This is a genomic window from Candidatus Nanohalococcus occultus (genome assembly GCF_029207735.1).
Taxonomy (GTDB): Archaea; Nanohalarchaeota; Nanosalinia; order Nanosalinales; family Nanosalinaceae; genus Nanohalococcus; species Nanohalococcus occultus.
On the sequence record NZ_CP104395.1, the window covers coordinates 792,972 to 808,833 of the forward strand.

The window sequence follows — 15,862 nt, forward strand, 5'->3', positions numbered from 1 at the left end:
TTTCCTCAAAACTTGTCTATGAAGACCGCAAGAGAGTTGATGGACGAACCTGACTTCATTGAAGCGGATGCGTCCGTCGAGGAAGTTATGGAGGAGGTCAAGGGAATTGAAAACACTTTAATTGTAAGGAAAGAAGGGAAGGTAGTCGGCGAGATACATGAAAACTCGTTGCTTAAGGTGCTTGTACCCGAGGAAAAGGTCGATGAGGAGAAAGTAATTGGGATCTTAGGTTTCTCGTTTGACAGCAGCTACGTAGCGGAGACCGCAGAGGATTTAATGAGCAAACATAACCTCACGGTAGAGCCTGATGAGGATGTCGGCGATCTAGCTTTCTTAATGGACAAAGAGGATCTAAGGTCCTTACCTGTGGAAGAAGACGGAGAGATCATAGGCGTCGTCCATGAAAACCACTTGATCGAGGAGATTGAGTGATGGCAGCGGGCTTATCTGTTACAACACTGTTTGCGATTTCAGCTGTTCTAGCGGTTTCGTTCGTGATCGGAGAGTTATTCGAGCGGATCGGACTTGAATCGATTATCGGATACATTTTCGCAGGTCTGCTTTTAGGACCCGGATTATCGGAGGCGGCAAAGATATTCTCGTTTGTCGATCCCGGCTGGGCAATCTCCGCGGAGGCGCTGGCAGGTTTCGGAACAATCGGATCCACGCTGATCCTGTTCCAGGCAGGCTTACGTGAGGAGAATGCCGTTGACATATTCCGACACCGGAAAGGACTTGACCTAGGACTAGGTGTGTTGATCGGAAGCTTTGCTTTCATTCTCGGAGCCTTGCTGGTTTTCGGAGAGCAGTTCCTGCCTTTCAGCGGAATCCAGCAGTTCGTCTTCATAGCCCTGGCTTACGCGATGATCGATATCGGCGTCCCATCAAAGATAATGCTTTCACGTGGAATGTTGGACAGAGAGCTTGGAAAGTACACGATCAAAGCATCTGTTATCAATGTCACCGCCGGATTCGGGCTTTTGACCGTCTTAGTGCTGACAACCGCATCAACAGTTCAAAGCCTGGCTATCCAGATAGCCGGAATCCTAGGATTCACAGCAGTCTTCTTCGTGCTACACAACTTCATCCACAGGATCGATGATTACATCATAATGTTTGAAGAAGCTGAAGCACAGTTCGCAATCACATTCGCCTTACTGCTTTCAATGGCCTACGTAACCGAGCTAATCGGTCTATCAAGCGTTGTAGGCGCTTTCTTCGCAGGAGTAATTGTCTCACGAAGCGAGTTCTCCGAATCAAGGGCTTTCCAGGAAAAGATCAAAGCCATCAGCCTAGGCTTGTTTATCCCGCTGTTTTTCGCATGGTTCGGCCTCGGGCTTACAATCACCGGGCCTAACGGAATGCTTGCGAACATGGAAGCCGCGCTGTTCCTATTCGGGCTTTCCACAGTCTCAAAGCTGGCGATCGGATACGTTATACCAAAGATCCACGGGTTCGACAGTCCTTTCACAGTAGCAGGATCGTTGCTAAGTCTGGATATCGAGACACTGGTAGTATTGCTGATAGGGATCGATATCGGTATTTTCCAAAGCAGCCAGGTGCTTCAGATATTCGCGCCAGCAGTTCTGTTCACTACAATAACTATTGTGGGAATATATGCCGGCCTGGACAAGTTAAGAGAGTGATATCCATCCGTAATCCGGGTTGTCTTCGAACGGCCCGGAGCCACGGAACATTTTCTCCATTCTTTCAAGGACCTGCTCGTCTTTTTCCTCGATTCTCTCCAGTTCATTCAGCTCCTCGATCCCTTCGGAGTGTTCAGCGCTCTCAAGACTTGAATCAATTTCGTTAAGTTCCTTTTCCATATAGCTTACAATTTTCTTAGCTAACTGTACGTTATGCCGGGCTTTTTTCTCGAACTCCGGGCCTAAGTCTACATTATTCAAGGCTACGTCCGCTCTTTGAACGTGTTCTTCGATCTTCTGGACTCCGCTCTGGAAGTAGATCATATTGTCCTTGAATTTCTGTTCAGCCCGATTTACATCGGCCGCAGAACCTTCGGCTTTGATATTTTCCTCAAGAGATTCAAGCCGTTCATCGCCTTGTTCAACCTTCTGGATCAGTGATTCGATCTCCTTTGCGACCTGATTAAGAGATTTTCTGATCTTCTGTTCAGGTTTCTCCGGACTGCCTGAACCGCCCAGTATTTTATCGATTAAGCCCATAACCGTTAGTTTTCACGCAGGAATAAAACTTCGGCGGCTTTTGATTCATCATAAAAAGACTTGCTTCGGAATTAAGTTTTACCAGGAAGCAAAAGCCCCCTGGGGTAGCGGCCAATCCTTCGACCTTCTGGGGGTCGAGACACAGGTTCGAATCCTGTGGGGGCTAAAAACACATACTCTTCAATACAGCACATTTTCCACTATTCTAAAGTTCAAACACATTTCACTGTAAGCATATCCATTATTAACCGAACTGATCTCTTATTTAATGTCTAGAGAGAACCCTGAATGGATAGAGTCCTTAGAAAGAACAGTTGAAACCATAGACCGTTTTATGGAAGCTTTTAAAACAGAAAAAGAGTCCGATATAGGAATAGCCCTATTCCCGAAACATCAAGATACCAAAGGCATGATGGAGATATACATAACAGACATGAGCTACGGACCAGCCAACGCAGGCCCTAACTTAAGCACCACCGAAGAGTTTACAGCCTCTTACGAAGAGTTCCGAGATGAAATATATCCGACCTGGACCTGTAAAATAGAAGAGACCTACAGAGAAGCAGAAGTCATGTACCCCGACGACATCTGAAAAAGAAAAACCTTTCCGACCCGCTCCCTCTCTTCAGAATTCCTTTTAAGAGTTCAGTCAACGAGTTATTCTACAAGCCCCCTGGTGTAGTGGCCAATCATAGCGGCCTTTGGAACCTTAAGTCATTTTGGACGAGGATTGAGAAGAGTTCTGCTCTTCGATCGAAGATAGCCGCTGACCCAGGTTCGAATCCTGGGGGGGCTATAGATGTTTCTTTAGGTTCGGGGCCAGGACTTGTAATGCTCCCTCTCCTCTTATTGCTAAATCGGAAATGTGGGAAAATCAGCTAAGCCTTGTAAATCTCGTCTTTGAGAATCTACATTCCTGATTTCACTATGTTGCTTTCTTAGCTTGCTTTGCTGCGTCTGTTGCTTCTTTAGCAGTTTCCTTGATTCCATCCATCGCCTTCTCAGCGGTATTGCCTGCATTTTTGAGTGTGTCAAACACTCCGCTCATCTTTTCTTCAAATTCTTCCGAGTCAACAGGAGATCCCTTAACTATTGATTCAACCTCTTTTGCATCATCCAAGAGTTCTTTGACTTCTTCTTCGGTGTGTTCGGTTTCTTCGCCTAAAGCTTCAACCCTGCTTTCGAATTTCTGAGCTAGGTTTGTTTCTTCTTTAGCCTCTTTAACAGCCATCATCTCATCCCTTTCTGTGTGCTGATGTAGCTCCTGATCAAACGCCTCTAATTGCTCGTTACCGCTACTCCTAGCAATCTTGTCTATCTCCTTCTCTTCTTTTTCTTCCTCTTGCTCGATTTTTTCCAAGTTCTGGATTTCTTGAGCAGTCTTCTCCTCCTCATCAGCGATATGCGTTCCTTCCTGAGTCGTCCCGTATTCTTCCTGTGCCTCATCAGCTGCTCTCTGAGCCGCATCCATCAGAAGCCTTAATATAGCCATAACCAGTTCCTGAGTCGCTCCCTGATTCTTCAACTGAGATATTTCTTGTTCTAACTGCTGTATTTCCTGGTCTTCCTGCTTTTCCTCTTGTCTAATCTTCTTTACTATATCTGTGAACGTTTGAACTTCCTTTTCTTCGCCCTGGATAGCCTGTTTAAGCTCCTTAGTTGCTTCGTCTTCTTCCTTCACCTCTGATTTCTTTTCCTTCATCAACTCCTTTATTGAATCTCTTGAAAGACTTCCATTCTCTATTTTCTTGATTAGATTAAAGGTAGAGTCTTCCTTACTCTTTTCATCCCTCTCCAGCTTCTGAATACTTCCTAAAACACCATCTACATCCTTCATCAACTCCTTTAGACCAGACAGTTCCTCTTTGACAGATTTCATACCTCAAATTTGCTTCTATTTCATTTAAAAATTAAAGCAGCCCAGGCTACGAACCACAAATAATTGTAACTGAAAAATTAGGTTTTAACTCTTCTTTCCTCTCCGCACCCGGAGAAAGCTCGGAAGGCTAATTAAGTATGAGTTCTTCTTTCAGCTCTTTTTTGAGTTCGAAGATATCTGTTGGAAGCTCTGTTGGATCGAAAAATATTATGTCCTCTATTACCGGCCCCATACACTGTGCTTGGAGGTAGCGCCGGACTTTGCTTTTCTTGCTGGCTGGCGTGAGATTTGTCTCAACCTCGTAGATCATCGCAGTGTCCGCGTCTATTACATCGACGATCCATTCGTTCGGTATCTCGACTTCCGTCCTCACTTCATGACTGTTATCAGATAGTATCTCGTAGATCGCACTTTTGACCATGAAATGGCGGTACTGGTCGCCGTGGCGGTTGACACCAGATTTTTTGTTCCATTCACGTTGGCCGCCGCATTTTTCGATTATCCCTAGTTTCTGCCTCAAAAGCTCCTTTTTGTTCATTCCCTTACAACCTATTCAGACTACTACAGTGAAAACGTTAACATCTCGGTAAAACCTGATTTAACACTGATTCGCCAATCGGATTCTATGTGTGTGGTCCTGATCCGACATGGCGAGACCGAACATAATGCTAAAGACTCTATCACAGGCCAGCTAGATGTGAGCCTGAACAAATATGGGGTTGAGCAGGCTGAAAAGGCAGCGAATAGACTTGAAAAATACAGTTTCGATGCTGCTTACTCCAGCGATCTAGAGAGAACATACGAGACCACCAAGATCATAGCTGAAAGACACGGACTGGAGCCTCAAAGATACAAAGAGTTCCGGGAAAGAGGTTTCGGAGAGCACGAGGGAAGACCAAAAGACGATTGGCGCAAAGTGGTAAGAGAACATGACGGCGACCGTCACTTCCTGAAACCTGATGGAGGGGAAAGTCTGAGAGAGGTCGGAGAGCGGTTCGTTGGAAAGCTAGATGAGCTAAGGGAAAAACACGGCGAGGACGAGACTATCTTGGTAGGTGGACACAGCGTAGCTCTGAAAGCAACTCTGATGGAAATCCTGAATCTAAGCGGAGAAGGATACAACAAGCTTTCACAGGACAACACAGGTTTGACCGAAATAAAGCACAGTGAAAAAAGAGGCTGGAAACTAGTTCGAATGAACGATACCGCACACCTAGAATAACACGGTTTTAGCCAAGCTTTCTCATGAAAACAACGAATGCGGTGTGACCAACTTCATCTCTCAACGACTTTTTAGGAGCAACATTCCAGTTTCGCTGAATGTTCTCGACAACGCTCTCCAGTTTGAATTCAAAGTTCTCAGCTGACTGGACAGCCTCGGATGCCTGTTCTAGCGCCGGCGAGTAAACCATCATGTAGCCGCCAGTATCGTCTGGGCTATTATGGCTCCGGCGTCTTTTTCAGTTATGACCTGAGCCTTGCGTTTGAACAAGTGTTTTTTCAGGTCGTTTAGATCCGGTTCGAGAACCCGGAAGATCTTGCCTGTGTTGGTCTCTATACTGTCTCCGAGTTGAGCGTTTTTCCAGCTTCTGCTTTTCTATCATGCCTTCTTTGGTGTGTAGATCGGTTTCAGATGTTGTCAGGTAGTTCTTTTCATCGGAAACAAGCAGAATGTAGTTTTCAGGCCTCATAGCCTCGGTTTGTTCTGGAAGGATTAAACCTTGTTGGTAACGGGTTAAAAGATTCTCTTCCAAAGCAAAACCATGAGCAAGGAAGTACGTGCGTCACATATTCTAGTTGAAAACGAACAGCATGCGACACAAATCAAAAGAGAGATGGAAAAAGACGAAGGAACCTTCGAGGAAATGGCCAAGGAACACTCTGACTGTCCTTCAAGCAAGAAAGGCGGCGACCTAGGATTCTTCGGCCGCGGGAAGATGGCCAAGCCTTTCGAGAAGAAAGCCTTCAGCATGGACGTAGATGAGATCAGCGAGCCTGTGGAAACACAGTTCGGATGGCATCTCATAAAGAAAACCGACGAGAGATAGTCGGTTTTCTGTTTGAAGCAGAAAATCTCTGATTTTCGATCATTAAGAAGACGGATGAGCGGTAGCTCTCTGTTCTTCTAGTCACCAAGAAGATCTTTGATCTTCGGCTGATAAAGAAAACCGACGAACGGTAAAGCTCGGAATAAAAATCAGGGGTGTGAAAACCACCCACACTTATCCACCTTTAAAAGAATTGTCTGGAACTTATTGGCTACAGCATGTCAGAAGTCCGTGAAATTGTAAGAATTGCGAGAACCGATATCGATGGAACCAAACCGATAGCTAAAGCTATCCGCTCACTAAGTGGCGTTGGCGACATGTACGGTAATGCTATCGCTAAAGTACTAGAATTCGATACAGAGACCAAGATCGGATCTCTAAGCGATGAAGAAATCGATCAAATTGAAGAAACAATCAAGAGTCCGGAAGAAGCTGGAGTTCCAGCATGGGTAAGAAACCGGAGAAAAGATAGAGAAACAGGAGAAGACCGTCATCTAATCGGTTCCGACCTCGAGCTACGTAAGGAGTTCGATATCAGACGTTACAAGGAAATCGGTTCCTACGTCGGATGGAGACACGAGATCGGTCTGCCAGTACGCGGACAGAAGACAAAGTCCTCATTCAGATCCGGAAGCAAGATCGGAGTTTCCCGAGCAAGACTTCAGGAAGAGGCATCGCCTGACGGAGGAGACGAATAATGCGAAGGTCACAGAAAATCACCGGAGGAGATTTTTGAATGGTAAAGAAACTCAACAAGCAGTACGAGACACCGAACGAAGGATGGAACGAAGAAAGAATCAACAGAGAGGACTCGTTGAAGGAAGACTACGGTCTTTCCAAGAAACAGGAGATTCACAAGGCACAGAGCCAGGTAAGAGATCTCAGACGGCAGGCACGGAAGCTTGCTGCTGCTGAAGACGAGAACCGAACGCAGAAGTTCCTGGGAAAGGTTAACAGACTCGGACTGATCAGAGAAGACGATCACCTTGAAGACGTTCTATCTCTGAAGGTAACAGACATACTAGATAGAAGACTACAGACAGCTGTCAACAGAAGAGGTTTCTCGGATACAGCATCCGAAGCCCGACAGCTTGTTGTCCACGGACACGTCTACGTCGATGGACAGCGCGTAACGGTTCCAAGCTACCTTCTTACACAGGAAGAAGAGAAGGAAGTCGAACTCAGAATGCCTGAGCCGGAAGAGGAACCAGAGGAAGTTGAAGAAGAGACAGAAGAAGCAGAGGAAGAAGCTTCTGAAGAATCAGAGGAGACAACGGAGGAAGATGAAGAATGACTCGTAAAGGAATTGTAAACATTTACTCAAGTTTCAACAACACAATAATTCACGTAACCGATGCCACAGGAGCTGAGACAATCGCAAGGATCTCAGCAGGAATGGTTACGGACAAAGGCCGTATGCAGGGAGAGCCTTTCCCAGCTATGAAGGCCGCAAAGCAAGCCACAGAGGAAGCCAAGGAGAAGGGTATCGAACAGGTCGATATTCAGGTTCGTGCGCCCGGTGGATCAAAGGCAAAGATGCCTGGTAAAGGCGCACAGCCAGCGATCAGAGCTATCTCCAGAAGCGATCTAGACGTTGGAGACATCGAAGACGTAACACCTGTACCGCACGATGGCTGTAGAGCCAAGGGCGGAAAACGCGGAAGAAGGGTGTAAACCAATGGATGTCAACGTAGAGGAAGACGCAGATGTCACAAAGATTACTTTGACAGATGCGAACCCTGCTGTAGCTAACGCTTTGAGACGATCTATTCTAACAAAGGTTCCTACACTTTCCATCAGCCACCTAGATATCAGTGAGAACCAGTCAGCTATCTTCGATGAGATGCTCGCACACCGAGCAGGACTAGTTCCTTTCACAATCCCGCAAACCGTTGAAGACGGAGACACAGTTCACATAGCTGCGATGAAGGAAGGACCTGGAAAGCTCTACGCGAAAGACATCAAGACCGACAACGAGGAGGCAGAGCCGGTCAACCCTGATACGGTTATTGCGACACTGAAAGAAGGTCAGGCAGTCGAGTTCGAAGGTCAAGCCGAGCTTGGACGCGGAGAGGAACACGCCAAACACCAGGGCGGAACAGTAGGATACGAAAAGATTGATGACGGAGAGTTCGTCTTCAGAATCGAATCATCAAGCGGTTACAGTAACGAAGAGCTATTCGAGCAGGCTGTCAAGGAGATCAAAAAAGAGCTTGATGAGTTCTCCGAAGCACTCGAAGAACTGTAAAACACCACATATTTACTTTTTCACATACATCTTTTTCTCGTGTCAGATAGATACACGAAAATATCTCAGACCTCCAACTTCACAGTTTCCAAGGACTCAGATTTCGAGACCAAGAAGACCAGATCTCTCCGAAACGAACTGCGGGAAGTTGACCTCCTACTTGAAGACGTGTTAATATACCGGAGCTGTAGAGAGGGCGCGGAGAACTCAGAAAAAAGCATAGACACGGTAGCCGAGGAATTAATCGCCTCTGAAAACTGTAGAGAAACCTGGAACCTTACAGATCAGGCAGCCTACAAACTGATGGCCGGTAGCTACAACAACGCAGTAAAGAAGCTAAAAGCGATACCCGAAGCCGATATACCGGAAAGAAGAGCCGTTCCTCGAGAAGGCTCCGTAAGCATGTACGACAGAAACGGGCCTTCTATAGATAGACACACTCAGACACGGCAGGAAGCAAAGACAGAGAAAAAGACCGACAACGAGGAAACCAGCAGACCGGAACACCTGACCAGTTACTACGAAGAACTAACTGAGAACGCAGCTATATTAGGTTACCACCTTGAAACATTAGCAAGAGAGCCTTCCGAACCTTTCAACGAAGACGATCTTGAACCACATCCAAAAGACTGGATGTACTAAACATTACCTAGCCGGGGTAGCCAATAACTCTTGCCAACCCCGTAAAACATACAGGCAGGAAACCAGCCGGGGTAGCCAAGTGGCCAAAGGCGCAGGACTTAAGATCCTGTCCCGCAGGGGTTCACGAGTTCAAATCTCGTCCCCGGCATCATTCCAAACTCTCTACTACTTCTTTTGATAGCTCATAAGAGTCCTCTAACTCTTCTTCTAAAATCAACCCGACCTTTTTACCTCCAATTTGGCCTGCTCCCTTTACCTTAAGATTATCCATCGCTATGTTTTCCAAATCCGCGGAAATTTCTCTCAGCTTCTTTACTGTTTCATCGTCTAGCACTCCATCTGCCTTCACCGCGATTTCTCTGAATCCGTTAGCCTCCTTATTGATATGTTTCTGATAGCTTCTCCTCACCTTCTTACCGTGAAGATCGTCCCAGTGACTGTCCTCATAGAAGAAAACAAATTTCTTGACAGCATCATTTACTGATTGAGCTACTTTCTCCTCCTCCGAACCCTCGTTGATAAACTCGTATGTTCGTAAATACGTCGATAGAACACTAGCTCCAGCAGAGATTGTAGCAGGATCCATAGGAAGAATATTTAACAAAAACTTAGATAATTTGCGCTTCAGTTGTTGAGATCGCTTAGTTCGCTCTGTAGGTTCTGAAGTTCGGAGTGAAGTTCTTCAACCGAGTCATCGATTTCAGGTTCCTGGATGTTCTGTGTGTTGAGATCAACCTGTTGAGGTACCTCACCTTCGACTTCCGGGACCTCCATTTCGATGTCATCAAGCTTCTCGTTCATACGGTCGATGTTTTCGTATACGGTATCGATGGTCTTTTCCTTGACCTCTCTGACCTGTCTGAGGACTTCTGCGGCTTCTTCTACGTTCTGAATTATCTGTCGGACTGCCTCGAGATCCTGAAGTAGTACTTTGTAGCCATCTACCCTTACGTAAAGTTGATCGTCCTCTGACATCTATCAACGGTTTACCTTACGCTGTTATTAAAACCGTTGGAGAGCAACAGGAGTTAAAAATCTGAACAGATCGATTTCAACGTGGAAATGCTGAAACGACAATACACACGCGATATTACACCAGACATGGACGGCGAAGAAGTAGCCGTCGCAGGCTGGGCGCACGAAATAAGAGATCTAGGAGGAATCACCTTCATCCTGTTAAGAGACAGGGAAGGCACAATCCAGGCAGTTTTCAAGGAAGACGAAAACGAAGAGCTATTCGAGAAAGCACAGGAAGTCGGCCGAGAGGACGTCATAATGATCGAAGGAACAGTCAAAGAATCCGATCAGGCACCAGGTGACCGCGAGCTAATGCCAACCTCGCTTGAAATCATCGGAGACGCCGAACAACCGCTTCCAATGGAAGTATCGAAGGACATCGACTCGGATAGAGCAACAAGACTCGACAACCGGTTCATGGACCTCAGAAGACCGGAGATCCACGCAATCTTCTCACTAAGAAGTCATTTAATCGAGTCAATGGAAGAGTACTTCGATAAAAACGATTACATCAACATCCAGACACCTAACATCGCAAAGATGGGTGCTGAAGGCGGAGCAGAGCTTTTCCCAGTAGTCTACTACGGAGAAGAAGCATTCCTAAGCCAATCACCTCAGCTATACAAGCAGATGCTGATGGCAGCAGGCTTCGATAAAGTATACGAGACAGGAACCGCATTCCGCGCAGAAAACTCGAATACTTCCAGACACGTCTCCGAGATCTCCATGTTCGACGTCGAGCTAGCGTTCATCGAAGACCAAGACGACGTCATGGACGTACTGGAAAACTCGCTGCGTTACACACTAGAAGAGACAGCGAAAAAATCCGCTGACGATCTAGAAGAACTCGGCGTAGAGCTGACAGTGCCGGAAGAAGACTTCCCACGGATCAGCTTCGAGGAAGCCCGCAGAATCCTCAAAGAAGAGTATGACTACGAACCAGCAGAAGAAGACGATCTAGACACGAAAGGAGAGAAACTGCTTGGAGAACACTTCGAAGAACAAGGACATCCAGCCTTCTTCGTAATCGGTTACCCTGGCGAGAAGTTCTACTACATGGAAGCCCGTGAAGGAGACAAGTATGGATCCCGACGTTTCGATCTTATCTACAAGGGACTTGAACTGGCATCCGGCGGACAGCGAGAGCATGACATGGACAAGCTCATGGCAGCGATCGAAGAGGAAGGAATCGACCCTGAGGACATAAGCTTCTACCTAGAATCGTTCAAGTTCGGAATGCCACCTCACGGAGGCTACGGACTAGGCCTCGACAGACTGGTCAGACAGGTCGCCGAACTGGACAACGTCAAGGAAGGAATCCTGTTCCCAAGAGATCCGGACCGACTAACACCGTAAAATTTCAAGTCCCGGCGGTTGCCGGGCATCATTTTTACCTTGTCTTTTTATGGCGCTCCGCCTAAAATTTTCTATACTATGGCCGAGGCACAAGCAGTCGAGCAACAGGAGGAGAAGGAATACAGTCCTGGCGATACCAAGATCAAGAAGGTTACATCGAAAGGTTTCAAGTCTTTTCAGCAGAAAACCGCTGTCCCGTTTTACGAAGGACTTACAGCCATCGTCGGAGAGAACGGGAACGGCAAATCCAACGTTATCGATGCTATAAGCTTTGTGTTCGGCCGACGAAGCTCCAAACTGAGAGCCGAAAAACTCGAACAGCTAATCTTCAACGGCGGAGACTCCCGTAAACCCGCAGACTACGCGCTTGTAACTATCACACTGGATAACTCCTCTGGTATTTTCGATGAGTTCCTGGAAGACGAGGAGGAAACCGATGAGATCAAGGTAGGCCGCAAGGTCACCAGAGCCGGTTCTTCCATGTATAAGTTCATGGGAACTAACTGTAAACGCTCTAAGATCGATGAGATCGCACGTAAAGCAAATATTGATCCGGAAGGATACCACTTTGTCCGGCAGGGAAAGGTAACAGAGATTGTAGAGCAGTCAAACGTTGCTCGCCGGCAGGTAATCGATGAGCTTTCCGGAGTCGCCGAGTTCGATAGAAAAAAAGAGGCAGCACTCGAGGAACTGGAGGAAGTCGAATCAAAATTACAGGAACAGGAGCTTTTGCTGGAGGAAAAGGAAAGCAGGCTCGAAAAGTTAAAGGAGGAAAAGGAGCTGGCGTTAAAGTACCGCGAGCTCGAAAAACGGAAGGAAAAGCTGGAGGCCTCGACCTTGGAAGTGCGGAAGCGCGCGCTTTCCAACCAGCTAGCAAACCTGAATACAGATGTATCCGATAAAAGAGAACGGCTAGAAGAGGTAAGCCAGAAGCTCGAGGAGATCGATGCCGAAATAGAAAATAAGCAGGATCGGATCGAGGAAATTGAGGACAAACAGACTGAAGGCAACGACATTGCGCATCTTGAAAACAAGATAGAGAAAAAGAAAGGAGAGATATCGAACAAACGTGACAAACTCGAGGACCTAGAGGAGACAATCGAGGAGCTTGAGAAAATGCAGAGCCGGTCGAATACAGGCTCGAAAGCGGTCAACGCAGTACTACAGCTTGACGATGACCGCGTTATCGGTGCGGTACAGGATCTGGTTAGCGTACAGGATAAGTTCGCGGTCGCTATTGAGACGGCGGCAGGCTCACGTATGAACAACGTTGTCGTTGAGAACTCGAGTGCGGCAACGGATGCGATCAATTACCTGAAACGTCAGAACATCGGCCGGGCGACAATGCTGCCGATGGATAAGATCAACCAGAAATCCAAAAGCGCCAAATCGAAGATGGCGAAGAAAAAGAAAGGCGTGATTGATTATGCGTCTAACTTGATTAACTACAACAACGACTACCAGAAAGCAATCGATTACGTTTTCTCCGATACATTGGTGGCCGAAGACCTTGATTCAGTTAAAAACATCGATGGCGTCCGCGTTGTAACCCTGGACGGCGATATTATGTCCCGTGGCGGAGCGATGACCGGAGGTAAGAAGAAAAAGAAACGCGGGAACTCGAAGAAGCTCTCAAGCTCTCTTGACCCTGAGGAAAAGAAAAAGGAAAAGAAGAAAGTCAAGGAAAAGATCGAGGACCTTCAGAAAGACGTCGCCGAACTCAAACGGATGAAGAAAAACCGGGAGAGCAAACAGGAAACCGATCAAGAGCTTAAAGAAGAGCGTAAACAGCTGCGGGAAGCCCTGAAAGATATCCGAGGTGAACGCCAAGAGCTTTACAGCGAAAAACAGCGTTTGAAGACCAAGATCGACAACGAGAAAGGCAAGAAACCTAAGCTGAAAGCAGAGCTATCGAACATAAAGGAAGACATGGAAGAGTTTGATTTTGATACCGATGAGTTGAAAACTGATAGCTCTCCGGAGGATCTGAAAAAGAAGAAAAAACAGCTCTTGCGCAAGCAGAACTCGATGGGGCCGGTCAACATGCGTGCGATCGACGAATACAAGAAAAAAAGCGAGGAGTTCGAATCATTCAAGCAGACGGTCTCGGAGATTCGGCAGGAAAAACTGGAGATCGAGGACATGATAGATGAGATAGACCAGCGGAAGCGAAGCAGGTTTATGGACACACTGACTCAGATACAGGATTCTTTCAGCGAGATATTCACTCAGCTGTTCGAAGGAGGTAACGGAGAGCTAGTCTTGGAAGATGACGACATTGAGAAAGGTTTGAAGATCCGAGCGCAGCCACCAGGCAAGGAACCGCACATCATCGATGCTTTAAGCGGAGGAGAAAAGACTATGACCGCGATCGCATTCGTCTTCGCAATCCTTGAGTACGAGGAATCTCCTTTCTACCTGATGGATGAGATCGATGCCGCACTGGATAAAACCAACTCGAAGCTTCTCTCGGAGCTGCTAAAAGACTATGCTGCCGAAAACCAGTTCATCGTTATCAGCCACAACGACATCACAGTAAGGCACGCAGAACGAGCTTACGGAATCTCGATGAGAGACGGAGTCTCGAAGGTTAGAAGCATCGAACTGGATGCATAAACCATGACCCAGGAGATTTGAACCCGGATAACGAAGTTCTGCCCTGCTGAATTAAAAACCGCGGAAGACAAGTTCTACACTAGGGGAAGCGGAAGTTTAGGCAGGATCGACAATGGAAAATTATAACGCAGAAACGATAAAGGAACAGCACTGGGAAGAGACCATTGACTTCCTCACGAAAGACATGCCCGCCGATGAGATAGATATCAAGGTTCTAGCCCAGCGGTACCGCGAATACATAGATACTTTGAAGGAAAACGACCTGGCGGTTTCAGCAAAAGCCATACGCGTTTGCTCGGCGCTATTGAACCTGAAAGCAGCTATTACGCTGGATTACGAGGACGAGATACCTGAACAGGAACAAGAGCCAGAACCTATGGACTTCGAGGAAGAACCCGGAGAGGAAGAGGAACTCGATCTCGAGGAACCACCCAAGCTACGTATGCCTCCGAAGCCGAAACCTCGCCGCCGGATGCACAAAGCCGAGCTGAAAGACGCCTTAAGAGATGCGATGGAGGTAAAAGAGCGGAGAGAGGAAAGACGCGAGGAACGTGAAGAGATGGACCACCAGTTCGAATTCGAGGAGGAAACAATACGTGACCGGATCGACTCTCTTTACTCGAAGGTCACCGATTTGATTTCAAGTTCCTCGGAGAAAGTCAGGTTCAGCCAGCTGCTTGATGAAAAGACTAGCGAAGAGCAGATCGATAAGTTCATGCAGGTCCTGACCCTGGAAAACGATCGGAAGGTTACCTGCCATCAGGAAGAGTTTCTTGGAGAGTTACACGTTGAACCGGAGGACGACGAGGTTGCGAACTAGAAAATCACTGCTAAGTTTTTCAACTACGGCGGTATAAACTCTAAGTATGGACGAGAAAAAAGCAAGACTTGAGGCAGCATTCTTCCTCGCGGACAAACCTGTCGATAGAGAGGAGATCGCAGATATTCTTGATCTCGGATCAATGGGTTACGTAGAGACGCTCGTAAACGACGTGCGGGAAGACCTAGAGGAAGAACACCGCGGGCTTGAACTTGTCGAGACACCGGAAGGATACGAATTGAAGGTGAAAAAAGGCCACATACAGCACGTTTCACATCTAGCACCGCATCAAGACCTCAACCAGGGAGAGCTACGTACACTTGCCTTGATTGCTTATAATGCTCCTGTCGAGCAGACCGATATCGTTGAGATCCGTGGAAACCGCGCCTACCAGCATGTAAAGGAGCTTGTGAAACGAGGATTCTTATCGAAGGAAAAAGACGGGCGTACAGCGATACTCGATGTCACAGACCAGTTTTTGGAGTACTTTGACTTTGATTCAGTCGATCAGTTCAAACAGGAGTATGAGAACGAAGAGCAGGGACGGGACGCAGATCAGCAAGGCGTTGAGATGTTCTAACAGGCGACTGGCTGACAAGGTAATACGTTTATCCAAAGCACAGAGTGATAACGTGAACAAAAATCAAATTCTCGTTACGATATTCTCGGCCTTAACAGGATTCGTCCTTGTATTTCTGGTGATAGCTTACCCTCTTTCAGAAGAGGTAAACAAGTTTACAAGAGCCGATGTATCTAAACACGTCACTAATATTTCATGCGGCATCGGAAACCAATGTTATGGAAGCTTGAGCTGCCATCAAGGTCTTAACTGGAACTATAGAGATGGAAACATAACCGGATTCGACACCGACAGAGTAAACGGAAATATTACAGAGCCTCGATGCGTTAAAGAACCCTATCTTGAGGACTATTGTGGTCTTTTTGAAACCCGCGCCACCCTACAGTCTTGGCCGCCTTCAGCCTCTGAATGCCGCGAATACGACTCGTTAAAACGTAAATTCGCCGCATTTCTAAATGAGTACCTATGAA

General features: G+C 46.9%; 22 protein-coding genes and 3 tRNA genes. 18 read left to right on the forward strand and 7 right to left on the reverse strand.

Features of this window, described 5'->3' with window-relative positions; genetic code table 11:
* The first annotated feature begins 18 nt into the window (after positions 1-18).
* On the forward strand, positions 19-432 hold the full coding sequence (locus SVXnc_RS04505) for a CBS domain-containing protein (protein WP_347721735.1): 414 nt from the start codon (positions 19-21) through the stop codon (positions 430-432).
* Positions 432-1,646, forward strand: coding sequence for a cation:proton antiporter (locus tag SVXnc_RS04510; protein ID WP_347721736.1), 1,215 nt, complete (start codon positions 432-434; stop codon positions 1,644-1,646). The genes SVXnc_RS04505 and SVXnc_RS04510 overlap by 1 nt, the downstream gene beginning before the upstream one ends.
* On the opposite strand, the gene SVXnc_RS04515 is transcribed toward SVXnc_RS04510, so the two are convergent.
* On the reverse strand, positions 1,635-2,186 hold the full coding sequence (locus tag SVXnc_RS04515; protein ID WP_347721737.1) for a hypothetical protein: 552 nt from the start codon (positions 2,184-2,186) through the stop codon (positions 1,635-1,637). The genes SVXnc_RS04510 and SVXnc_RS04515 overlap by 12 nt on opposite strands.
* Before the next feature lie 93 nt (positions 2,187-2,279).
* On the opposite strand from SVXnc_RS04515, the gene SVXnc_RS04520 reads away from it, so the two are divergent.
* The 3 genes from SVXnc_RS04520 (at position 2,280) to SVXnc_RS04530 (ending at position 2,982) form a co-directional block, all read left to right on the forward strand.
* A tRNA-Gln gene (locus SVXnc_RS04520) sits at positions 2,280-2,352 on the forward strand.
* Between the two features lie 102 nt (positions 2,353-2,454).
* Positions 2,455-2,778: a hypothetical protein gene (locus SVXnc_RS04525; RefSeq protein WP_347721738.1), complete on the forward strand. Its 324-nt coding sequence runs from the start codon at positions 2,455-2,457 to the stop codon at positions 2,776-2,778.
* Positions 2,779-2,853: 75 nt separating this feature from the next.
* Positions 2,854-2,982: transfer RNA gene (locus SVXnc_RS04530), tRNA-Gln, on the forward strand.
* 129 nt (positions 2,983-3,111) lie between these two features.
* On the opposite strand, the gene SVXnc_RS04535 is transcribed toward SVXnc_RS04530, so the two are convergent.
* Together SVXnc_RS04535 and SVXnc_RS04540 are read right to left on the reverse strand one after the other, a co-directional pair.
* Positions 3,112-4,065, reverse strand: a complete 954-nt coding sequence (locus tag SVXnc_RS04535; protein WP_347721739.1) for a coiled-coil domain-containing protein — start codon at positions 4,063-4,065, stop codon at positions 3,112-3,114.
* Between the two features lie 127 nt (positions 4,066-4,192).
* A complete protein-coding gene (locus SVXnc_RS04540; protein ID WP_347721740.1) occupies positions 4,193-4,603 on the reverse strand; it encodes a hypothetical protein in 411 nt (136 codons plus the stop codon).
* Between the two features lie 87 nt (positions 4,604-4,690).
* Between SVXnc_RS04540 and SVXnc_RS04545 the strand changes: the two genes are divergently transcribed.
* Positions 4,691-5,287, forward strand: a complete 597-nt coding sequence (locus tag SVXnc_RS04545) for a histidine phosphatase family protein (RefSeq protein WP_347721741.1) — start codon at positions 4,691-4,693, stop codon at positions 5,285-5,287.
* A gap of 7 nt (positions 5,288-5,294) precedes the next feature.
* On the opposite strand, the gene SVXnc_RS04550 is transcribed toward SVXnc_RS04545, so the two are convergent.
* Together SVXnc_RS04550 and SVXnc_RS04555 are read right to left on the reverse strand one after the other, a co-directional pair.
* Positions 5,295-5,480, reverse strand: a complete 186-nt coding sequence (locus SVXnc_RS04550; protein WP_347721742.1) for a hypothetical protein — start codon at positions 5,478-5,480, stop codon at positions 5,295-5,297.
* A 45-nt stretch (positions 5,481-5,525) separates the two neighbouring features.
* On the reverse strand, positions 5,526-5,756 hold the full coding sequence (locus SVXnc_RS04555; protein ID WP_347721743.1) for a hypothetical protein: 231 nt from the start codon (positions 5,754-5,756) through the stop codon (positions 5,526-5,528).
* A gap of 72 nt (positions 5,757-5,828) precedes the next feature.
* Between SVXnc_RS04555 and SVXnc_RS04560 the strand changes: the two genes are divergently transcribed.
* The 7 genes from SVXnc_RS04560 to SVXnc_RS04590 all read left to right on the forward strand — a co-directional run bounded on the left by SVXnc_RS04560 (position 5,829) and on the right by SVXnc_RS04590 (position 9,151).
* Complete coding sequence (locus SVXnc_RS04560) at positions 5,829-6,113, forward strand: peptidylprolyl isomerase (RefSeq protein WP_488592072.1); 285 nt, start codon at positions 5,829-5,831, stop codon at positions 6,111-6,113.
* 218 nt (positions 6,114-6,331) lie between these two features.
* Positions 6,332-6,811: a 30S ribosomal protein S13 gene (locus SVXnc_RS04565; protein ID WP_347721744.1), complete on the forward strand. Its 480-nt coding sequence runs from the start codon at positions 6,332-6,334 to the stop codon at positions 6,809-6,811.
* 38 nt (positions 6,812-6,849) lie between these two features.
* On the forward strand, positions 6,850-7,407 hold the full coding sequence (locus tag SVXnc_RS04570) for a 30S ribosomal protein S4 (protein WP_347721745.1): 558 nt from the start codon (positions 6,850-6,852) through the stop codon (positions 7,405-7,407).
* Complete coding sequence (locus SVXnc_RS04575) at positions 7,404-7,787, forward strand: 30S ribosomal protein S11 (RefSeq protein WP_347721746.1); 384 nt, start codon at positions 7,404-7,406, stop codon at positions 7,785-7,787. Before SVXnc_RS04570 ends, SVXnc_RS04575 begins: the two co-directional genes overlap by 4 nt.
* 4 nt (positions 7,788-7,791) lie before the next feature.
* Positions 7,792-8,361 carry a hypothetical protein gene (locus tag SVXnc_RS04580; RefSeq protein ID WP_347721747.1) on the forward strand — a complete coding sequence of 190 codons (570 nt, stop codon included), beginning with the start codon at positions 7,792-7,794 and terminating at the stop codon, positions 8,359-8,361.
* A 39-nt stretch (positions 8,362-8,400) separates the two neighbouring features.
* A complete protein-coding gene (locus SVXnc_RS04585) occupies positions 8,401-9,003 on the forward strand; it encodes a hypothetical protein (RefSeq protein WP_347721748.1) in 603 nt (200 codons plus the stop codon).
* A 65-nt stretch (positions 9,004-9,068) separates the two neighbouring features.
* A tRNA-Leu gene (locus SVXnc_RS04590) sits at positions 9,069-9,151 on the forward strand.
* On the opposite strand, the gene SVXnc_RS04595 is transcribed toward SVXnc_RS04590, so the two are convergent.
* Complete coding sequence (locus tag SVXnc_RS04595; RefSeq protein WP_347721749.1) at positions 9,152-9,589, reverse strand: hypothetical protein; 438 nt, start codon at positions 9,587-9,589, stop codon at positions 9,152-9,154.
* A gap of 38 nt (positions 9,590-9,627) precedes the next feature.
* Complete coding sequence (locus tag SVXnc_RS04600; RefSeq protein ID WP_347721750.1) at positions 9,628-9,978, reverse strand: hypothetical protein; 351 nt, start codon at positions 9,976-9,978, stop codon at positions 9,628-9,630.
* A gap of 87 nt (positions 9,979-10,065) precedes the next feature.
* Here SVXnc_RS04600 and aspS point away from each other — a divergent pair, with 87 nt between their 5' ends.
* From aspS to SVXnc_RS04625, 5 genes are all read left to right on the forward strand, one after another.
* A complete protein-coding gene (aspS, locus tag SVXnc_RS04605) occupies positions 10,066-11,376 on the forward strand; it encodes an aspartate--tRNA(Asn) ligase (protein WP_347722425.1) in 1,311 nt (436 codons plus the stop codon).
* A 78-nt stretch (positions 11,377-11,454) separates the two neighbouring features.
* Positions 11,455-13,992 (forward strand): chromosome segregation SMC family protein, encoded by a 2,538-nt coding sequence (locus SVXnc_RS04610; RefSeq protein WP_347721751.1) that lies wholly within the window; start codon positions 11,455-11,457, stop codon positions 13,990-13,992.
* Positions 13,993-14,104: 112 nt separating this feature from the next.
* Positions 14,105-14,812: a hypothetical protein gene (locus SVXnc_RS04615; protein WP_347721752.1), complete on the forward strand. Its 708-nt coding sequence runs from the start codon at positions 14,105-14,107 to the stop codon at positions 14,810-14,812.
* Positions 14,813-14,858: 46 nt separating this feature from the next.
* Entirely contained in the window at positions 14,859-15,392 is a 534-nt protein-coding gene (gene scpB / locus SVXnc_RS04620; RefSeq protein WP_347721753.1) for an SMC-Scp complex subunit ScpB, read from the forward strand.
* Between the two features lie 118 nt (positions 15,393-15,510).
* A complete protein-coding gene (locus SVXnc_RS04625) occupies positions 15,511-15,861 on the forward strand; it encodes a hypothetical protein (RefSeq protein WP_347721754.1) in 351 nt (116 codons plus the stop codon).
* Position 15,862: the final 1 nt, after the last annotated feature.